The following is a 16,197-nucleotide window of genomic DNA, read 5'->3' as shown; positions in this document are numbered from 1 at the left end:
ATGTTATATTAGTTGAATTTTATAAAGTGAAGAAATAAGTATCATGTAACTTTGAATATCGAGTGTTTACAGATGTTGAAAAGTTGCTAGGTATTTTAATATTATTGCAAAATTTGAATGACTACAATATAATGAAAGTCTGATTGTTTCCATTATATGCCCTCGTGGTGCAACGGATAGCACGTGAGATTCCGGTTCTTAAAATGGGGGTTCGATTCCCTCCGAGGGCGTCAAAGGCGAGGAGAAAGAAGATCCCTCTATGCATGAATGCGTAGAGGGATTTTTTGAAGGAGTCAGAAATGAAAGGGCTTACTCTCGCGTCTTTATTATACGTGAAGATGGTTTTCTAATAAGAATAATAGGGGAATCAGAAGCAAAAGGATGTAAATTTTTATGAAGCATTATGAATCAAATAGCATATTTATAGAATTATAGTAGTCTAAAAGAATAAGTTGGATATATACACCGGATAAACTACATCCTAATAAATCTAATTATTATGAAAATTAATAAGTAATATTATATGATTTATGTATGATCTGTTATTTTTGGTATAATTTATTATAGTCAAAATATTCAAGGAGGATGTAAAATTAAGTAATAGAGGAGGGAGTCGCTATGAATATGAAGCAAGGCTTATTTCAACAACAAACACTAAAGTTAACGATGACACATGAATTGAGTCAAGCGATTGCTCTTTTACAATATTGTTCTCAAGATCTAGTTTCTTTTTTAGAAAATAAGGCCACGGAAAATCCACTCATTTCTTTGGATAGCCAAGGAACCGTATCAGATTTTAAAACAAAAAACAAAAAACAACGAGAAGCCGATCCTAAGTACTGGATAGAACAGATAGGTGAAGTGAAAGTTAGTTTGGAGAATTATCTCCTATCTCAAATTCCACAGAATTCTTTAAAAGATAATCAGAAAAAAATCATTCGCAACCTTATTTATAATTTAGACGAGAATGGATACCTAAGAGCTCCAATTATTGATTTAGCAAATAATTTGGGTGAAAGTGTAACAGCAGTTGAAGAAGTATTACGAATCATTCAGTCATTGGAGCCAGCAGGAGTTGGGGCGAGAGATTTACAAGAATGCTTGTTGTTGCAAATTGAGAGAAAAGATTGTTCTGCGATCACGTATAAAGTGTTAAAAAATTATTTCATAGAATTTGCTGAAAAGAAGTGGAAAGTTATTTCTAAAGAACTTGGTATTTCAATGAAGGAAATTCAGGATATTTTTGATTTTGTACAAACGCTACATCCAAGACCTTGTGGAATCTTTTCAAATGAGAAGCCGTCTTATGTTGTTCCCGATGTATCCATTGAAATAGTAGAAGATCATTTTATTATAAGAATGGCAAACGACCCTATATCGACTCTAAACTTTAACCAAAATTATTATAATGAAATGAAAAGCGTTAATGATAAGCAGGTTAACAGCTTTCTTAAAGATAAATACAATGAATACCAATGGATTTTAAAAAGTGTGCAACAAAGAAGAGAAACGATTTATAAAGTTATGAGTAAAATAGCTGAAAAACAACCGGAATGTATTCAGAAGGGTTTATCGTATTTAAAACCTATGACTATGAAGGAAGTTGCTGATGAATTAGAAATTCATGAATCTACTGTAAGTAGAACGGTAAAGGATAAGTATGTACAGGCACCATTTGGAACTGTAGAAATGCGAGAATTCTTCTCTGCTAGTCTTCAATCCTTGACGAATGATGATGTATCAGCGAAAGAAGCAAAAAGTGCTATTCAAGCACTAATACAAGCAGAAAATAAGAAAAAGCCGCTTTCTGACCAAGAAATTGCTGATACATTAAATAAAGAAAAGCATATTGTTCTATCTCGACGTACGGTTGCTAAATATAGAGATCAACTCAAAATACCATCTTCATCCAAAAGAAAGCGTTTTTAAAAATCGTGTAGGTGAAAATGAATGGAAGAATTAATTTTGTATTCAAAAGATAATTGTCATTTGTGTGACATGGCTAAACGAGAATTAGAAAAAATAAAGCAATCTGAAGGAGTGTCTTTTCGAGAAATTGATATATATCAGGATGATGAATTACTTGAGGAGTATGGTTTGATGATTCCTGTGGTAGAATATCAAGGAGAAATGATACAATATGGTCAGATTGACTTTCAATCAATTCGAATATTTTTGAATAATAAAAAATAAATTTCTGGTCAAATGATTATTGAAAAAAAAATGAACCCTTGATAAAATAGAATCTGTAGCAAGGGTAAATTTTTTTGGATACTGTGGGACAAAAAACGTCTAACATGGACAAAAAAAGTCCTATACTATTTTTTAAGGAGAAATGCTCCATGCAAACCCTATTGGACATCCAAAAAAGATTATTACCTGATTTGTTAGAAGTTATGCAAAAAAGGTATCAAATTCTACACTACATAAGATTTATGCAGCCTGTGGGTAGACGAAGCTTGGCGCTTAGTCTAGATCTTACAGAAAGGGTCGTACGCAGCGAAGTAGAGTTTTTAAAGGAACAAAGCTTAGTGGACATTACAAGTAGTGGGATGTCGCTTTCTAAAGAAGGTTTAGAAATCTTAGAGAAGCTTGATCAAATAATGAGAGAAATCTCTGGGTTAGACTCCCTAGAGCGAGCGCTTGAAAAGAAGCTCAATGTCAAAGAAGTGATTGTTGTACACGGGAATAGCGACACTTCTCCTTGGGTGAAAACCGAACTTGGAAAAGCTGGTGCCTTGCGTATGAAAAAATTACTTTCTGGGGAAAATATCATAGCTGTTACTGGAGGAAGTACAATGGCCTCTGTAGCAGAAATGTTAACACCGATACTAGGAAGTAATAATTTATTATTTGTTCCAGCTAGAGGTGGACTTGGTGAGGAAGTTAAAGACCAAGCCAATACGATTGTTGCTAAGATGGCAGAAAAAATGAACTCGTCATATCGCGTTCTGTATGTTCCTGACCAGATTAGTCATGAATCGTACAATACGATTATGAATGAACCATCTATTAAAGAGGTAACATCATTAATTAATGATGCGGATATCGTCATTCATGGTATTGGAGAAGCAACAATGATGGCAAATAGAAGAAAATCTACTGAAACCATCATGAAACAAATCAAAGATGGAAATGCTGTTGGAGAGGCATTCGGTTATTACTTTAATGAATCAGGAGAAATTGTTCATAAAGTTCAAACCGTAGGTATCCAGCTTGAGCAAGTACAATCTGCAAAAGAAGTCATTGCTATTGCAGGTGGTTCTACAAAAGCTAAGGCGATTCAAGCGTACATGGAAATTGCTCCAGACAACACCATTTTGATTACAGATGAAGCAGCAGCAACTCAGTTATTAAAGGGTTAATCCCTTTTATATAAAATAAAAAATATGCAGTTCCTAATTAAAAGGAGGAAACTACAAATGGCAGTAAAAGTAGGTATTAATGGATTTGGACGTATCGGACGTAATGTATTCCGTGCAGCTCTTAAAAACCCAAACGTGGAAATCGTTGCAATCAACGACTTAACAGATGCAAAAATGTTAGCGCATCTTTTACAATATGATTCAGTTCACGGAACTCTTGAAGAGAAAGTAACTGTTGAAGGCGACAGCATCGTAGTAGCTGGTCAAAAAATCAAAGTAGTTGCAGAACGCGACCCAGCTCAAATTCCTTGGGCAGAACTTGGTGCAGAAGTAGTAGTTGAATCTACTGGACGCTTCACTAAACGCGCTGACGCTGCGAAACACTTAGAAGGTGGAGCTAAAAAAGTTATTATCTCTGCTCCAGCATCTGACGAAGATATCACAATCGTTATGGGTGTAAACAACGAGCAATATGATGCATCTAAACATGATGTAATCTCTAACGCTTCTTGTACTACAAACTGCTTAGCGCCATTCGCTAAAGTTCTTAACGAAAAATTCGGTATCAAACGCGGTATGATGACAACAGTTCACTCATACACAAACGACCAACAAATCTTAGACTTACCACACAGCGACTACCGTCGTGCTCGTGCGGCTGCTGAAAGCATCATCCCAACTACAACTGGTGCTGCTAAAGCTGTTGCTCTAGTATTACCTGAATTAAAAGGTAAATTAAACGGTATGGCTATGCGTGTTCCAACTCCAAACGTGTCTGTAGTAGACTTAGTTGCTGAGTTAGAAAAAGACGTAACAGCTGAAGAAGTGAATGCTGCTCTTAAAGCTGCTGCTGAAGGTGAACTTAAAGGAATTCTTGAGTACAGCGAGCTTCCATTAGTTTCTCGTGACTACAACGGAAACACTCACTCTTCTTCAATCGATGCTCTATCTACAATGGTTATGGAAGGAAACATGGTTAAAGTTCTTTCTTGGTACGATAATGAAACTGGTTACTCAAACCGTGTAGTAGACTTAGTTGATTTCATCGCTTCTAAAGGTCTTTAATTAGAACTGTTAAAGTTTTGTCACTAACGATACTATCCAATATAAGAACATATTGGATAAAAAATAGTGTAGAGACTATAATATAAAGAGAAAAAGGGGAGAGGGGAAAATGCCCTTTCCCTTTTTCTTATGTTTGAAACGCTTACAAGAATTAGGGTAGGAATGGTGCCTTTGCCAATAGCCATTGTTATTTTAATTTAAAGAAAACTATACGTTTTCAAATATAGGGATATTCTATCTACATAGGTAAAACTCCCAGAAAGTTTTCATTTCTTGTAATTAGTAGAAGGAGGATACTCTTTATGAACAAAATGAGTATTAAAGACATTGATGTAAAAGGAAAACGCGTATTTTGCCGTGTAGACTTCAACGTACCTATGCAAAATGGAGTAATCACAGATGATACTCGTGTACGCGCTGCTTTGCCAACGATTCAATACCTAATGGAGCAAGGTGCTAAAGTTATTTTAGCTAGCCATATGGGGCGTCCAAAAGGTCAAGTAAATGAAGAACTTCGTTTAACTCCAGTAGCTAAAAAGCTTAGTGAACTTCTTGGTAAAGAAGTAGCAAAAGCTGATGAAGCATATGGAGAAGCAGTAGAAGCTCAAATTGCAAAAATGAACGATGGAGATGTACTATTACTTGAAAACGTTCGTTTCTATGCTGGTGAAGAAAAGAATGATCCTGAATTAGCAAAAGCATTTGCTAATCTTGCAGATATCTTTGTAAATGATGCTTTTGGTGCTGCTCACCGTGCACATGCTTCAACTGAAGGTATTGCTAAACATCTTCCTGCTGTTTCTGGTTTCTTAATGCAAAAAGAACTAGATGTACTAGGAAAAGCTATGTCTAATCCAGAACGTCCTTTCACTGCAATCATTGGTGGAGCGAAAGTTAAAGATAAGATCGGCGTTATCGAAAATCTTCTTGATAAAGTAGATAATTTAATTATTGGTGGAGGATTGGCTTACACATTTATTAAAGCTCAAGGCCACGAAATTGGAACATCTCTTTTAGAAGAAGACAAAATTGAATTAGCTAAATCTTTCATGGATAAAGCGAAAGAAAAAGGTGTAAAATTCTACATGCCAATCGACGCAGTTATTGCGCCAGAATTTGGTGAAAATGTAGAGACAAAAGTGGTAGATATTGATTCAATTCCATCTGATTGGATGTCTCTTGATATCGGACCAAAAACAGCTGCTTTATATGCAGATGTAATTAAAAACTCTAAATTGGTTATTTGGAATGGACCAATGGGAGTATTCGAATTTGATAAATTCGCTAACGGAACAAAATCTGTTGCAGAAGCATTAGCAACTTCTGATGCTTACAGTGTTGTAGGTGGTGGAGATTCAGCTGCAGCTGCTGAAAAATTCAACTTAGCTGATCAAATGTCTCACATTTCAACTGGTGGTGGAGCTTCTCTAGAATTTATTGAAGGAAAAGAACTTCCAGGTGTAGTGGCACTTAACGACAAAAATTAATCATTTAAAGAAAACACAACGATAAGAAATTGCATATGCTTGTTAAGGGCCCTAACTATATATGTGAAATACTTGTCATACGTGTGGAATTATGGAAAGGAAGGTACATTTATGCGTAAACCAATTATCGCTGGTAACTGGAAAATGAATAAAACACTTTCAGAAGCGAAAAGCTTTGTAGAAGAAGTGAAAAATGTTGTTCCTTCTAACGATGTAGTAGATTCAGTAATTTGTTCTCCTGCACCATTTTTAGGTCAACTAGTTGAAGCTACTAAAGGCACAAATGTTGCTATTGGTGCTCAAAATATGCACTTCGAAGAAAATGGAGCGTTCACTGGTGAAGTTAGTCCAATAGCTCTTGCAGATCTTGGAGTACAGTATGTAATTCTTGGACACTCTGAGCGCAGAGAAATGTTTAACGAAACAGATGAAACTGTTAACAAGAAGACAATTGCTGCATTCAAACATGGTTTAACACCTATCGTTTGCTGTGGTGAAACTTTAGAAGAGCGCGAAAGCGGTAAAACAAACGAACTTGTTGGAGCACAAATTGAAAAAGCTCTTGCTGGTTTAACGCCAGAGCAAGTTAAAGCTACTGTAATTGCTTATGAACCAATCTGGGCAATCGGTACAGGTAAATCTTCTACTGCAGCAGATGCAAATGAAGTATGTGCTCACATCCGTTCTGTTGTAGCTTCTCAATTCTCTTCTGACGTAGCAGAAGCAGTACGTATTCAATATGGTGGAAGTGTAAAACCTGAAAACATCAAAGAATACATGGCTGAATCAGATATCGATGGTGCTCTTGTAGGAGGAGCAGCTCTTGACGCACAATCTTTCCTTCAATTATTGGAGGCAGGTAAAAATGACTAAAACAGCTCCTGTAGCCTTAATTATCCTAGATGGTTTTGGTCTTCGTGATACAACACAAGGTAATGCTGTAGCACAAGCAAAAAAACCAAATTTTGATCGTTATTGGAACCACTATCCACATGCTCAATTAACAGCAGCTGGAGAAGCGGTTGGTTTACCAGACGGTCAAATGGGAAACTCTGAAGTTGGTCATTTGAACATCGGTGCAGGTCGTATCGTGTATCAAAGCTTAACACGCGTTAACGTTGCTATTCGTGAAGGTGAGTTTGAAAAAAATGAAACTTTCACTGATGCGATGGAACAAGTGAAAAAAAATGGTACAAATCTTCACTTATTTGGTTTATTATCAGATGGGGGCGTACATAGTCATATTGATCATATGTTTGCTCTTCTTAAGCTAGCTGCTCAAGAAGGCGTTAAAAACGTATACGTTCATGGATTCCTTGATGGCCGTGACGTTGGTCCGCAAACAGCTGAGAAATATATCAAAGCAACTGAAGAAAAAATGAAAGAATACGGTGTTGGCCAATTCGCAACAATTTCAGGTCGCTATTATAGTATGGACCGCGATAAACGTTGGGAGCGTGTAGAGAAATCTTATCGTGCAATGGTTTATGGTGAAGGTCCTACTTATAAAAATGCAATGGATTGTGTAGAAGACAATTACAAAAATGGAATCTTTGATGAGTTCGTTCTGCCATCAGTTATTACAAATGAAGATGGATCACCAGTAGCAACAATTCAAGATAATGATGCAGTTATTTTCTATAACTTCCGTCCTGACCGTGCTATTCAAATTTCAAATACATTCACGAATGAAGACTTCCGTTCATTTGATCGTGGACCTAAAGCACCGAAGAATTTACACTTCGTATGCTTTACACACTTCTCTGAAACGGTTAAAGGATATGTAGCTTTCAAACCTACAAACCTTGATAACACAATCGGTGAAGTATTATCACAAAACAATTTAACGCAGCTTCGTATCGCTGAAACGGAAAAATATCCTCACGTTACGTTCTTTATGAGTGGTGGACGTGAAGAAACTTTCCCAGGCGAAGAGAGAATCCTAATCAATTCTCCAAAGGTTGCAACGTATGACCTTAAGCCAGAAATGAGTGCATATGAAGTTAAGGATGCTTTAATTGAAGAAATTAAAGCTGACAAGTTCGATGCAATTATTTTAAACTTTGCTAACCCTGATATGGTTGGACACTCTGGAATGCTAGAGCCAACAATTAAAGCAATCGAAACAGTGGATGAGTGTTTAGGAGAAATTGTGGACCTAATTGTTTCAAAAGGTGGACATGCGATTATTACAGCTGACCATGGAAATTCCGATGAAGTTATTACTCCAGAAGGAAAACCAATGACAGCTCATACAACAAATCCAGTTCCAGTAATCGTAACGAAAGAGGGTATTACTCTTCGTGACGGAGGAATTTTAGCAGATTTAGCCCCAACAATGCTTGATTTATTAGATGTAGAAAAACCAGTCGAAATGACAGGATCTACATTGATTAATAAATAATACTAATTTACATTTAAAGGAGATTATAAAAAATGCCATACATTCAATACGTATATGCTCGCGAAGTTCTTGATTCTCGCGGTAACCCAACAGTAGAAGTAGAAGTAATGACAGAATCTGGTTTCTTTGGACGCGCTCTAGTACCATCAGGTGCTTCAACAGGTGAATACGAAGCAGTTGAGCTTCGTGATGGTGATAAATCACGTTACCTTGGAAAAGGTGTTCTTAAAGCTGTAGATAACGTAAACAACATTATCTCTGAAGCTGTAATTGGTATGGACGTAACTGATCAAGTTGGAATTGACCGTACAATGATCGAATTAGACGGAACAGATAACAAAGGTAAACTAGGAGCTAACGCTATCCTTGGTGTATCTATGGCTGTTGCACACGCTGCTGCTGATTCTGTAGGTCTTCCATTATACCGTTACCTTGGTGGATTTAACGCTAAGCAACTTCCAACTCCAATGATGAACATCATCAACGGTGGATCTCATGCTGACAACAACGTTGATTTCCAAGAATTTATGATTCTTCCTGTAGGAGCTCCTTCTTTCAAAGAAGCAATCCGTATGGGTGCTGAAGTATTCCACGCTCTTAAATCAGTTCTTTCAGCTAAAGGTCTTAACACGGCTGTAGGTGACGAAGGTGGATTCGCTCCAAACCTTGGTTCTAACCGTGAAGCTTTAGAAGTAATCATCGAAGCAATCACTAAAGCTGGTTACGAAGCTGGAAAAGATATCTTCTTAGGAATGGACGTAGCTTCTTCTGAATTCTTCAACAAAGAAACGAAGAAATATGACCTAGCTGGAGAAGGCCGTACTGGATTATCTTCAGAAGACATGGTTAACTTCTACGAAGAACTTTGCAACGAATTCCCTATCATCTCTATCGAAGATGGTCTTGACGAAAATGACTGGGAAGGTCACAAATTATTAACTGAACGTATCGGAAACAAAGTACAACTTGTTGGTGATGATTTATTCGTTACAAACACTAAAAAATTAGCTGAAGGTATTGAAAAAGGAATCTCTAATTCAATCCTTATCAAAGTTAACCAAATCGGTACTTTAACTGAAACTTTTGAAGCTATCGAAATGGCTAAACGTGCTGGTTACACTGCAGTTGTATCTCACCGTTCTGGTGAAACAGAAGATGCTACAATTGCTGACATCGCTGTTGCAACTAATGCTGGTCAAATCAAAACTGGTTCTATGTCTCGTACAGACCGTATCGCTAAATACAACCAACTTCTTCGTATCGAAGACGAGCTTGGCGATTTAGCAGTATACGATGGAATCAAATCTTTCTACAACATCAAACGCTAATCGTAGAACATAAATTTAAGCTATTTTCCCGCTGTAATGCCTTTGCCAATTCATTATGGAGAGTAAAATAGTGTGATTTTAAAAGCAACTTATAATTCAGTAGTGATTCTTTGCCGGATCTACTGAATATAGGTTGCTTTTTTTAATTGATACCAATATTGCTCGCTATTCAAGAAGGTAATGTCGTACATTGGTTTAATTGCAGGATGAATATTTATTAAAAGTTCTAATTTTTAGTTATAGAAATGTTTACCTATAAATTTGTACACTAGAATACTCCCTCAGATAAATCATATTTCTACCATATTAATCAATATTTTTTTGTGAAAATTTCAGTGATTGATTAGCGTGAATTCTTGGTTCTATATACTTTGGAGCAGAGCAACAGCATAGTTATATTGACTAACCTTACTAGAGTTAATCTTTTCTTTGTATCCAGATACAAAAGCAGCTTGAATAACTTATCGCTGATTGATGCAAATACAATTATATCCGTATAAAGAAAATACGTTCATAGTGCAATTTTCAAATAAAACTTACGAATACAAAATTTACTAAAATTTCAGAAATTTATATTGACTTTAAAAAAAGTGACGTGTATTATATTCTTCAATAGTGGTCATGACGTCATCACCTTATGATGTTGTGATCGTGTAGTAAGAAAGGAGGGTATAGTCATAGTTATCAATTTAGAACAAAATAGTAGATGAAAGGGTAATATTTGTTCAAATAATCAAAGATTTTCGTGACCATTATTATTTTTTTCAGCGACTAGCGATTTGTAGATGAAGGGTAAAGGATGAATACCACGCACGTTTTGTAACCGCTTACTTTTTTGTAAGGAGAAGAGCGATGAAAAATAAAAAGGATGGTGATGGAAGTTATGACAAAACAAAATGGAGAACTCAAGCCTGGTTTAAAGCAAAGGCATTTGACTATGATTTCTTTGAGTGGAGTGATTGGAGCAGGTCTTTTCGTAGGTAGCGGGATAATTATTAGTCAAACTGGACCTGGAGCAGTATTTTCATATGTATTAGCGGGGTTAATCGTAGTGTTCGTTATGAGAATGCTTGGAGAGATGGCTACAGTTAATCCGAATACTGGATCATTTGCTGTATATGCTAGAGAAGGAATAGGTGAATGGGCAGGATATACGACAGGGTGGTTATATTGGTTTTTTTGGGTAATTGTGATTGCATTAGAAGCAATAGCAGGTGCTGCTATTATTCATGGATGGCTTCCATCCATACCACTTTGGTTAATTAGTGTTTCATTAATTATTTTACTTACACTTACTAATATTTTTTCTGTTAAATCATTTGGAGAATTTGAATATTGGTTCTCCATTATTAAAATAGGGAGTATTATTCTATTTTTAATTTTAGGGGTAACTGTCATTTTAGGAGTTGTTCCTAATATCGAGTCTCCAGGACTTACCAATCTCACAAATAACAGTGGCTTCATGCCTCATGGAATAAGCTCTGTATTAGTTGGAGTAGCGCTTGTTTTCCATGCTTTTGTAGGAGTTGAAATTCCAGCAATAGCAGCCGGAGAAACGAGTGACCCTGTAAAATCTGTCAAACGCGCATTGAATAGTGTGGTATGGAGAATTCTTGTTTTTTACATTGGTTCAATTACGGTGGTCGTAACTCTATTACCATGGAATTCAGCTTCATTGCTTAAAAGCCCTTTTGTGGCAGTACTTGAGTTACTTGGTATTCCTTATGCTCCATTAATTATGAATATTGTTGTTTTGACAGCATTGCTTTCATGTTTAAATTCAGGATTATACACTAGTTCACGCATGTTATTTTCACTCGCACAAAAAGGTGATGCACCAAGAGTTTTTTCGAAAGTAAATAACAGTGGAGTTCCTATTTACGCCGTTATTGGTAGTACATTGTTTGGATTTATTTGTACAATCTTCAATTATATTTCTCCTGATAAAATATTTTTCTTCTTAGTTAATTCTTCTGGTGGTGTAGGAATTCTTGTTTATTTAGCCATCGCGATTTCACATCTTCGTTTAAGAAAGAAATTAGAAAAAGAGAATCCTGGCATATTTAAAGTGAAGATGTGGTTATTCCCATATTTAACTTATGCAACGATTCTTGCAATGCTTGTCGTCTTAGCATTAATGGCATTCATTGAAGCACAGCGACCTCAATTTATTTTTACATCAATTTTCAGTCTAGTTGTCATTGCTTCTTTCTTTTTTATACGAAAAAAGAAAGGTTCGTATGTTGAACAAGAGATTATCTCCAATCCTTCAAACCCTGAGAATCTATCATAAAGACAAATTTATGTTATGAGGTGATTATCTATGGAAAATGTAAACAATAATAAGAGTAAGGTTCAAGCTGTGATATTTGATTGGGCAGGTACAACAGTAGATTATGGCTGTTTTGCTCCAGTACAAGTATTTGTAGAGATTTTTAGAAAAAGAGGTATAGAGATTACAATTGAAGAAGCTCGAGAACCAATGGGATTGTTAAAAATAGACCATATTAGAGCACTTCTTGACATGAAACGGATTGCCCATTTGTGGCTAGCTGCATTTGACCGAGAACCAAATGAGGAAGATGTCCGGGCGTTATATATGGACTTTGAGGAAATGCTGTTTAAGGTGTTGAAAAACTTTGCTAAGCCGATACCAGGTGTTCTAGATTTAGTAAATGAATTAAGACAGCAAGAGATAAAAATTGGTACAACTACTGGTTATACGCGTGAAATGATTGATATTGTTGCACAGGAAGCTAAAAAGTTAGGTTATGAACCAGATTCGATTGTTTCATCGTGTGAAGTTCCAGAAGGACGTCCTGCACCATGGATGTGTTATGAAACGGCAAAGAAACTGAAAGTCTATCCATTTAGTGAAATGATAAAAGTTGGTGATACAGTTATAGACATTAAAGAGGGCATTAATGCAGGAATGTGGACTGTAGGTGTGCTAAAAGGTGGCAGTGAGTTAGGGCTATCTGAAGCAGAAGTTCGCCAATTAGATGAGGTTGAATTAAGAGAGCGAATGCAAATCGCTGAAACAAAATTTTTAGAAGCAGGAGCTGATTTTGTCATTGATGAGATTGGTGATTTATTAAGCGTTATTGAAGAAATTAATGTGATCATGGCTATGGAAGAAGAGACCGTTAATAGCTAGGAAAATAAAAGTGCATGAAAGAGTAGTAAAAAATATGTCGAATTAATTTTAAGAATATTATGAAAATTATATTGACCCGAAATAATGGTGGGTGCTATCATAAAACCAATAACTGGTACGGACGTCTTGACGTCGTTATCAGAAATAAATCACGTTAGGAGATTATACTATGGCTGAAACAAAAACATTAAGAGGTACAAAAGTAAAAATGACACCAAGTGAAGCAATCGTTGAAACATTAATCGCAGAAGGAGTTACACATATTTCTGGTATTCTAGGTTCTGCATTTATGGATATGCTTGATTTATTGCCAACTGCAGGTATTCGTTTTATTGGAGTTCGTCATGAACAAAGTGCTGCACATATGGAAGATGCTTATTGTCGAGTTTCAGGTGTAGCTGGAGTTGTTATCGGACAGAATGGACCTGGTATCACAAATATGGTGACATCAGTAGCGGCAGCTAATCAAGCTCACACTCCTATGGTTGTCATTTCTCCTTCTGCTGGAACACCAACTGTCGGTTGGGATGGATTCCAAGAGTGTGATCAAGTATCTGTCTTTAAAGCTATTACGAAAGAGACGGTACGAGTAACACATCCGGGGCGTGTAGCAGATTGTTTACGAACTGCGTTTCGTATCGCATACGCTGAGAGAGGTCCTGTTTTGTTCGATATTCCTCGTGATTATTTCTATGGCGAAGTGGAAGATCAAATTCTTCAACCACATCAATATCGAGTCGATTCAAGAGGATGTGGTTCATCAGCATCATTAGATCGAGCGGCAGAATTATTAGCTAACGCTAAGTATCCAGTCATCATCTCTGGTAGAGGGACAGTCGATGCAGATGGTATTGAAGAAATTAAAAATATTGCGGAATATTTAACAGCTCCTGTAGCTGTATCGTATATGCATAATGATGCATTCCCAGCTGACCATCCTCTAGCAGTTGGTCCTATCGGCTATATGGGTTCAAAGGCAGCTATGAATACATTGAAAAAGGCAGACGTTGTTTTAGCGGTAGGAACGAGATTATCTGTATTCGGAACACTACCATGTTATGACATTGATTATTTCCCAAAGGAAGCACAAATCATTCAAGTAGATATTAATCCAAGACAAATTGCTAGAACACATCCAGTGGAAGTAGGAATCATTGGAGATGCTCGAGAGGCAAGTAAAGAAATATTTAATAGATTGAAAGAAACGAAATCAAACCCAGAGCAAAATAAACAACGTCTTTCAGAAGTGACAGATGAAAAGCAACAATGGGAAGAGGAACTTGTTGAGTTAGCAATGGTGGATGGCGATCCAATTAATCCACGTCGTGCTTTACTAGAATTAACGAAAGTATTACCAGAAAACACAATTGTTACAACAGATATCGGTAATGTATCGTCTACGGCTAATGCTTATCTGAAATTCAACCAAAGTAGAAGACATATTGCGGCACTTACATTTGGAAATACTGGTTTTGCTTATCCGTCTGCTCTAGGAGCTAAATTAGCTGAGCCGAATTCACCAGTAGTAGCAATCGTCGGTGATGGTGCATGGGGTATGAGCTTACATGAGGTAAGTACAGCAGTGGAAGAGAACATTCCGGTTGTTGCATGTGTATTTAACAATAATGCATGGTGTGCAGAGAAGAAGAATCAAGTAGATTTTTATAATAATCGTTTTGTCGGTGCGGATATTGAAAACCCAGATTTTGCTGAAGTAGCTCGATCTATGGGAGCAGTTGGCATTCGAGTAGAAAAAGCAGAAGAGTTAGGGAAAGTAGTTTTAGAAGCTATTAAATCAAATAAACCTACTGTTATTGATATTCAAGTAGATGGAACTCAGCTAGCTCCACCATTTAGAAAAGATGCTTTAAAGATGCCTACAAGATTATTACCTAAGTATGCTCATTTAGATTATAAAAACTGGAACTAATTATCTTTTATCCCGTACAAACTGGCGCTGAGGATCCCACTTTAACACGAGCGGAAGCAGAAGATAAGTGGGAATTAAGCGTCAATAAGAACCTGATTGTTTTTAACATAAATGCGGATTCAACTTGTTTAGCCTGACAAGCATAAGATTGCTAGCAGAAGGAACTGTGGTTTTCATTTCCGGAAGAGTGATAGGTTATGCCCTCGAGAGGCTGGCTGGTGGAGTAAGACAACTAATGTTAGGTCGGGGATGAAGAAAAAACTCAACACTCAAAGTTTCACTTTATAGAGAAAGAAGGGATAGAGATGATTATTGGAGTACCAAAGGAAATTAAAAATAATGAGAATCGTATCGGGATGACGCCTGCTGGTGTAACAATCTTCAAAAATAATGGGCATGAGGTGTGGATTGAATCGGGAGCTGGAATCAATAGTGGATTTACAGATCAAGCTTATATCCAATCAGGAGCAAAAATCGTCCAAACAGCAAAGGAAGCTTGGTCAGCGGATATGGTCATAAAAGTAAAAGAACCTCTTCCAAGCGAATATACATTCTTTCGGGAAGGATTAATCCTTTATACGTATTTACATTTAGCTCCAGAGCCAGAACTTACAAAGGCTCTGATCGACCGTAAAGTTGTAGCAATTGCTTATGAAACTATTCAATTAGAAAATGGTTCACTGCCGTTACTTACGCCAATGAGCGAAGTAGCAGGACGCATGTCAGTTCAAATTGGCGCTCAGTTTCTAGAAAAAGCAAAGGGTGGAAAAGGTGTACTCATAGGTGGTGTACCAGGGGTTGCTCCAGCGGAAGTTGTTATAGTTGGTGGAGGAATTGTTGGTACAAATGCTGCTAAAATGGCGATTGGCTTAGGAGCAAATGTTACGTTGATAGATATTAATCCAGATCGTTTACGTCAATTAGATGACCAGTTCCAAGGTAGATTAACAACCTTGGTATCAAACAGTGTAAATATTGCTGAAGCTGTTAAAAAAGCAGATTTACTTGTAGGTGCAGTGCTGATTCCAGGGGCTCGTGCTCCCCGTCTAGTAACGGAGGACATGGTGAAAGAAATGGAAAAAGGCTCAGTTATCGTGGATGTAGCTATTGACCAAGGGGGTTCAATCGAAACAATTGATCGAATCACAACTCATAATGAACCTACTTATGAAAAACATGGAGTAGTACATTATGCAGTCGCTAATATGCCAGGTGCCGTTTCGCGAACATCAACTATTGCTTTAACCAATGTTACGATTCCTTATGGTGTACAAATAGCGAATAAAGGATATAAACGAGCTGCTCTTGAGAATAAAGCATTAGCGAAAGGCTTCAATGTGGTCAATGGTGAGATTACATATGAAGCTGTAGCCATTGCACATGGATATGAATATTGTTCAATCGATTCAGCATTAAGTAAAAGTCCTGTTTTGAATTAAAACGATTAGAGGGAGGTTTTAC

General features: G+C 36.8%; 12 protein-coding genes and 1 tRNA gene. All 13 read left to right on the top strand.

What is annotated here, in order from left to right; translation table 11 throughout:
• Positions 1-158 precede the first annotated feature (158 nt).
• Positions 159-230, top strand: a tRNA-Arg gene (locus BN349_RS14230).
• 388 nt (positions 231-618) lie between these two features.
• Positions 619-1,929: an RNA polymerase factor sigma-54 gene (gene rpoN / locus BN349_RS14220; protein WP_019242996.1), complete on the top strand. Its 1,311-nt coding sequence runs from the start codon at positions 619-621 to the stop codon at positions 1,927-1,929.
• Positions 1,930-1,950: 21 nt separating this feature from the next.
• Positions 1,951-2,193, top strand: a complete 243-nt coding sequence (locus BN349_RS14215) for a glutaredoxin family protein (RefSeq protein ID WP_019242995.1) — start codon at positions 1,951-1,953, stop codon at positions 2,191-2,193.
• 149 nt (positions 2,194-2,342) lie between these two features.
• A complete protein-coding gene (locus tag BN349_RS14210; RefSeq protein WP_019242994.1) occupies positions 2,343-3,365 on the top strand; it encodes a sugar-binding transcriptional regulator in 1,023 nt (340 codons plus the stop codon).
• Between the two features lie 57 nt (positions 3,366-3,422).
• Positions 3,423-4,430: a type I glyceraldehyde-3-phosphate dehydrogenase gene (gap, locus tag BN349_RS14205; RefSeq protein WP_019242993.1), complete on the top strand. Its 1,008-nt coding sequence runs from the start codon at positions 3,423-3,425 to the stop codon at positions 4,428-4,430.
• A gap of 302 nt (positions 4,431-4,732) precedes the next feature.
• Entirely contained in the window at positions 4,733-5,917 is a 1,185-nt protein-coding gene (locus tag BN349_RS14200; protein ID WP_019242992.1) for a phosphoglycerate kinase, read from the top strand.
• Between the two features lie 111 nt (positions 5,918-6,028).
• Positions 6,029-6,790, top strand: a complete 762-nt coding sequence (gene tpiA, locus BN349_RS14195; RefSeq protein ID WP_019242991.1) for a triose-phosphate isomerase — start codon at positions 6,029-6,031, stop codon at positions 6,788-6,790.
• The gene (gpmI, locus tag BN349_RS14190; RefSeq protein WP_019242990.1) at positions 6,783-8,321 is read left to right on the top strand and encodes a 2,3-bisphosphoglycerate-independent phosphoglycerate mutase; all 1,539 of its coding nucleotides are present in this window, start codon (positions 6,783-6,785) and stop codon (positions 8,319-8,321) included. The genes tpiA and gpmI overlap by 8 nt, the downstream gene beginning before the upstream one ends.
• A 32-nt stretch (positions 8,322-8,353) precedes the next feature.
• On the top strand, positions 8,354-9,649 hold the full coding sequence (gene eno / locus BN349_RS14185) for a phosphopyruvate hydratase (protein ID WP_019242989.1): 1,296 nt from the start codon (positions 8,354-8,356) through the stop codon (positions 9,647-9,649).
• Positions 9,650-10,532: 883 nt separating this feature from the next.
• The gene (locus BN349_RS14180; protein ID WP_051024266.1) at positions 10,533-11,942 is read left to right on the top strand and encodes an amino acid permease; all 1,410 of its coding nucleotides are present in this window, start codon (positions 10,533-10,535) and stop codon (positions 11,940-11,942) included.
• 30 nt (positions 11,943-11,972) lie between these two features.
• Positions 11,973-12,806, top strand: coding sequence for a phosphonoacetaldehyde hydrolase (phnX, locus tag BN349_RS14175; RefSeq protein WP_019242987.1), 834 nt, complete (start codon positions 11,973-11,975; stop codon positions 12,804-12,806).
• A gap of 169 nt (positions 12,807-12,975) precedes the next feature.
• Positions 12,976-14,736 (top strand): sulfoacetaldehyde acetyltransferase, encoded by a 1,761-nt coding sequence (gene xsc / locus BN349_RS14170; protein ID WP_019242986.1) that lies wholly within the window; start codon positions 12,976-12,978, stop codon positions 14,734-14,736.
• A gap of 305 nt (positions 14,737-15,041) precedes the next feature.
• Positions 15,042-16,175 carry an alanine dehydrogenase gene (ald, locus tag BN349_RS14165; protein ID WP_019242985.1) on the top strand — a complete coding sequence of 378 codons (1,134 nt, stop codon included), beginning with the start codon at positions 15,042-15,044 and terminating at the stop codon, positions 16,173-16,175.
• Positions 16,176-16,197 lie beyond the last annotated feature (22 nt).

The sequence above is a fragment of the Bacillus sp. AP8 genome, from assembly GCF_000321185.1.
GTDB classification, from domain to species: domain Bacteria; phylum Bacillota; class Bacilli; order Bacillales; family DSM-1321; genus Bacillus_AD; species Bacillus_AD massilioanorexius.
The sequence above is the reverse complement of the archived record's forward strand: the minus strand, read 5'-3'. Positions and strand labels throughout refer to the sequence as shown.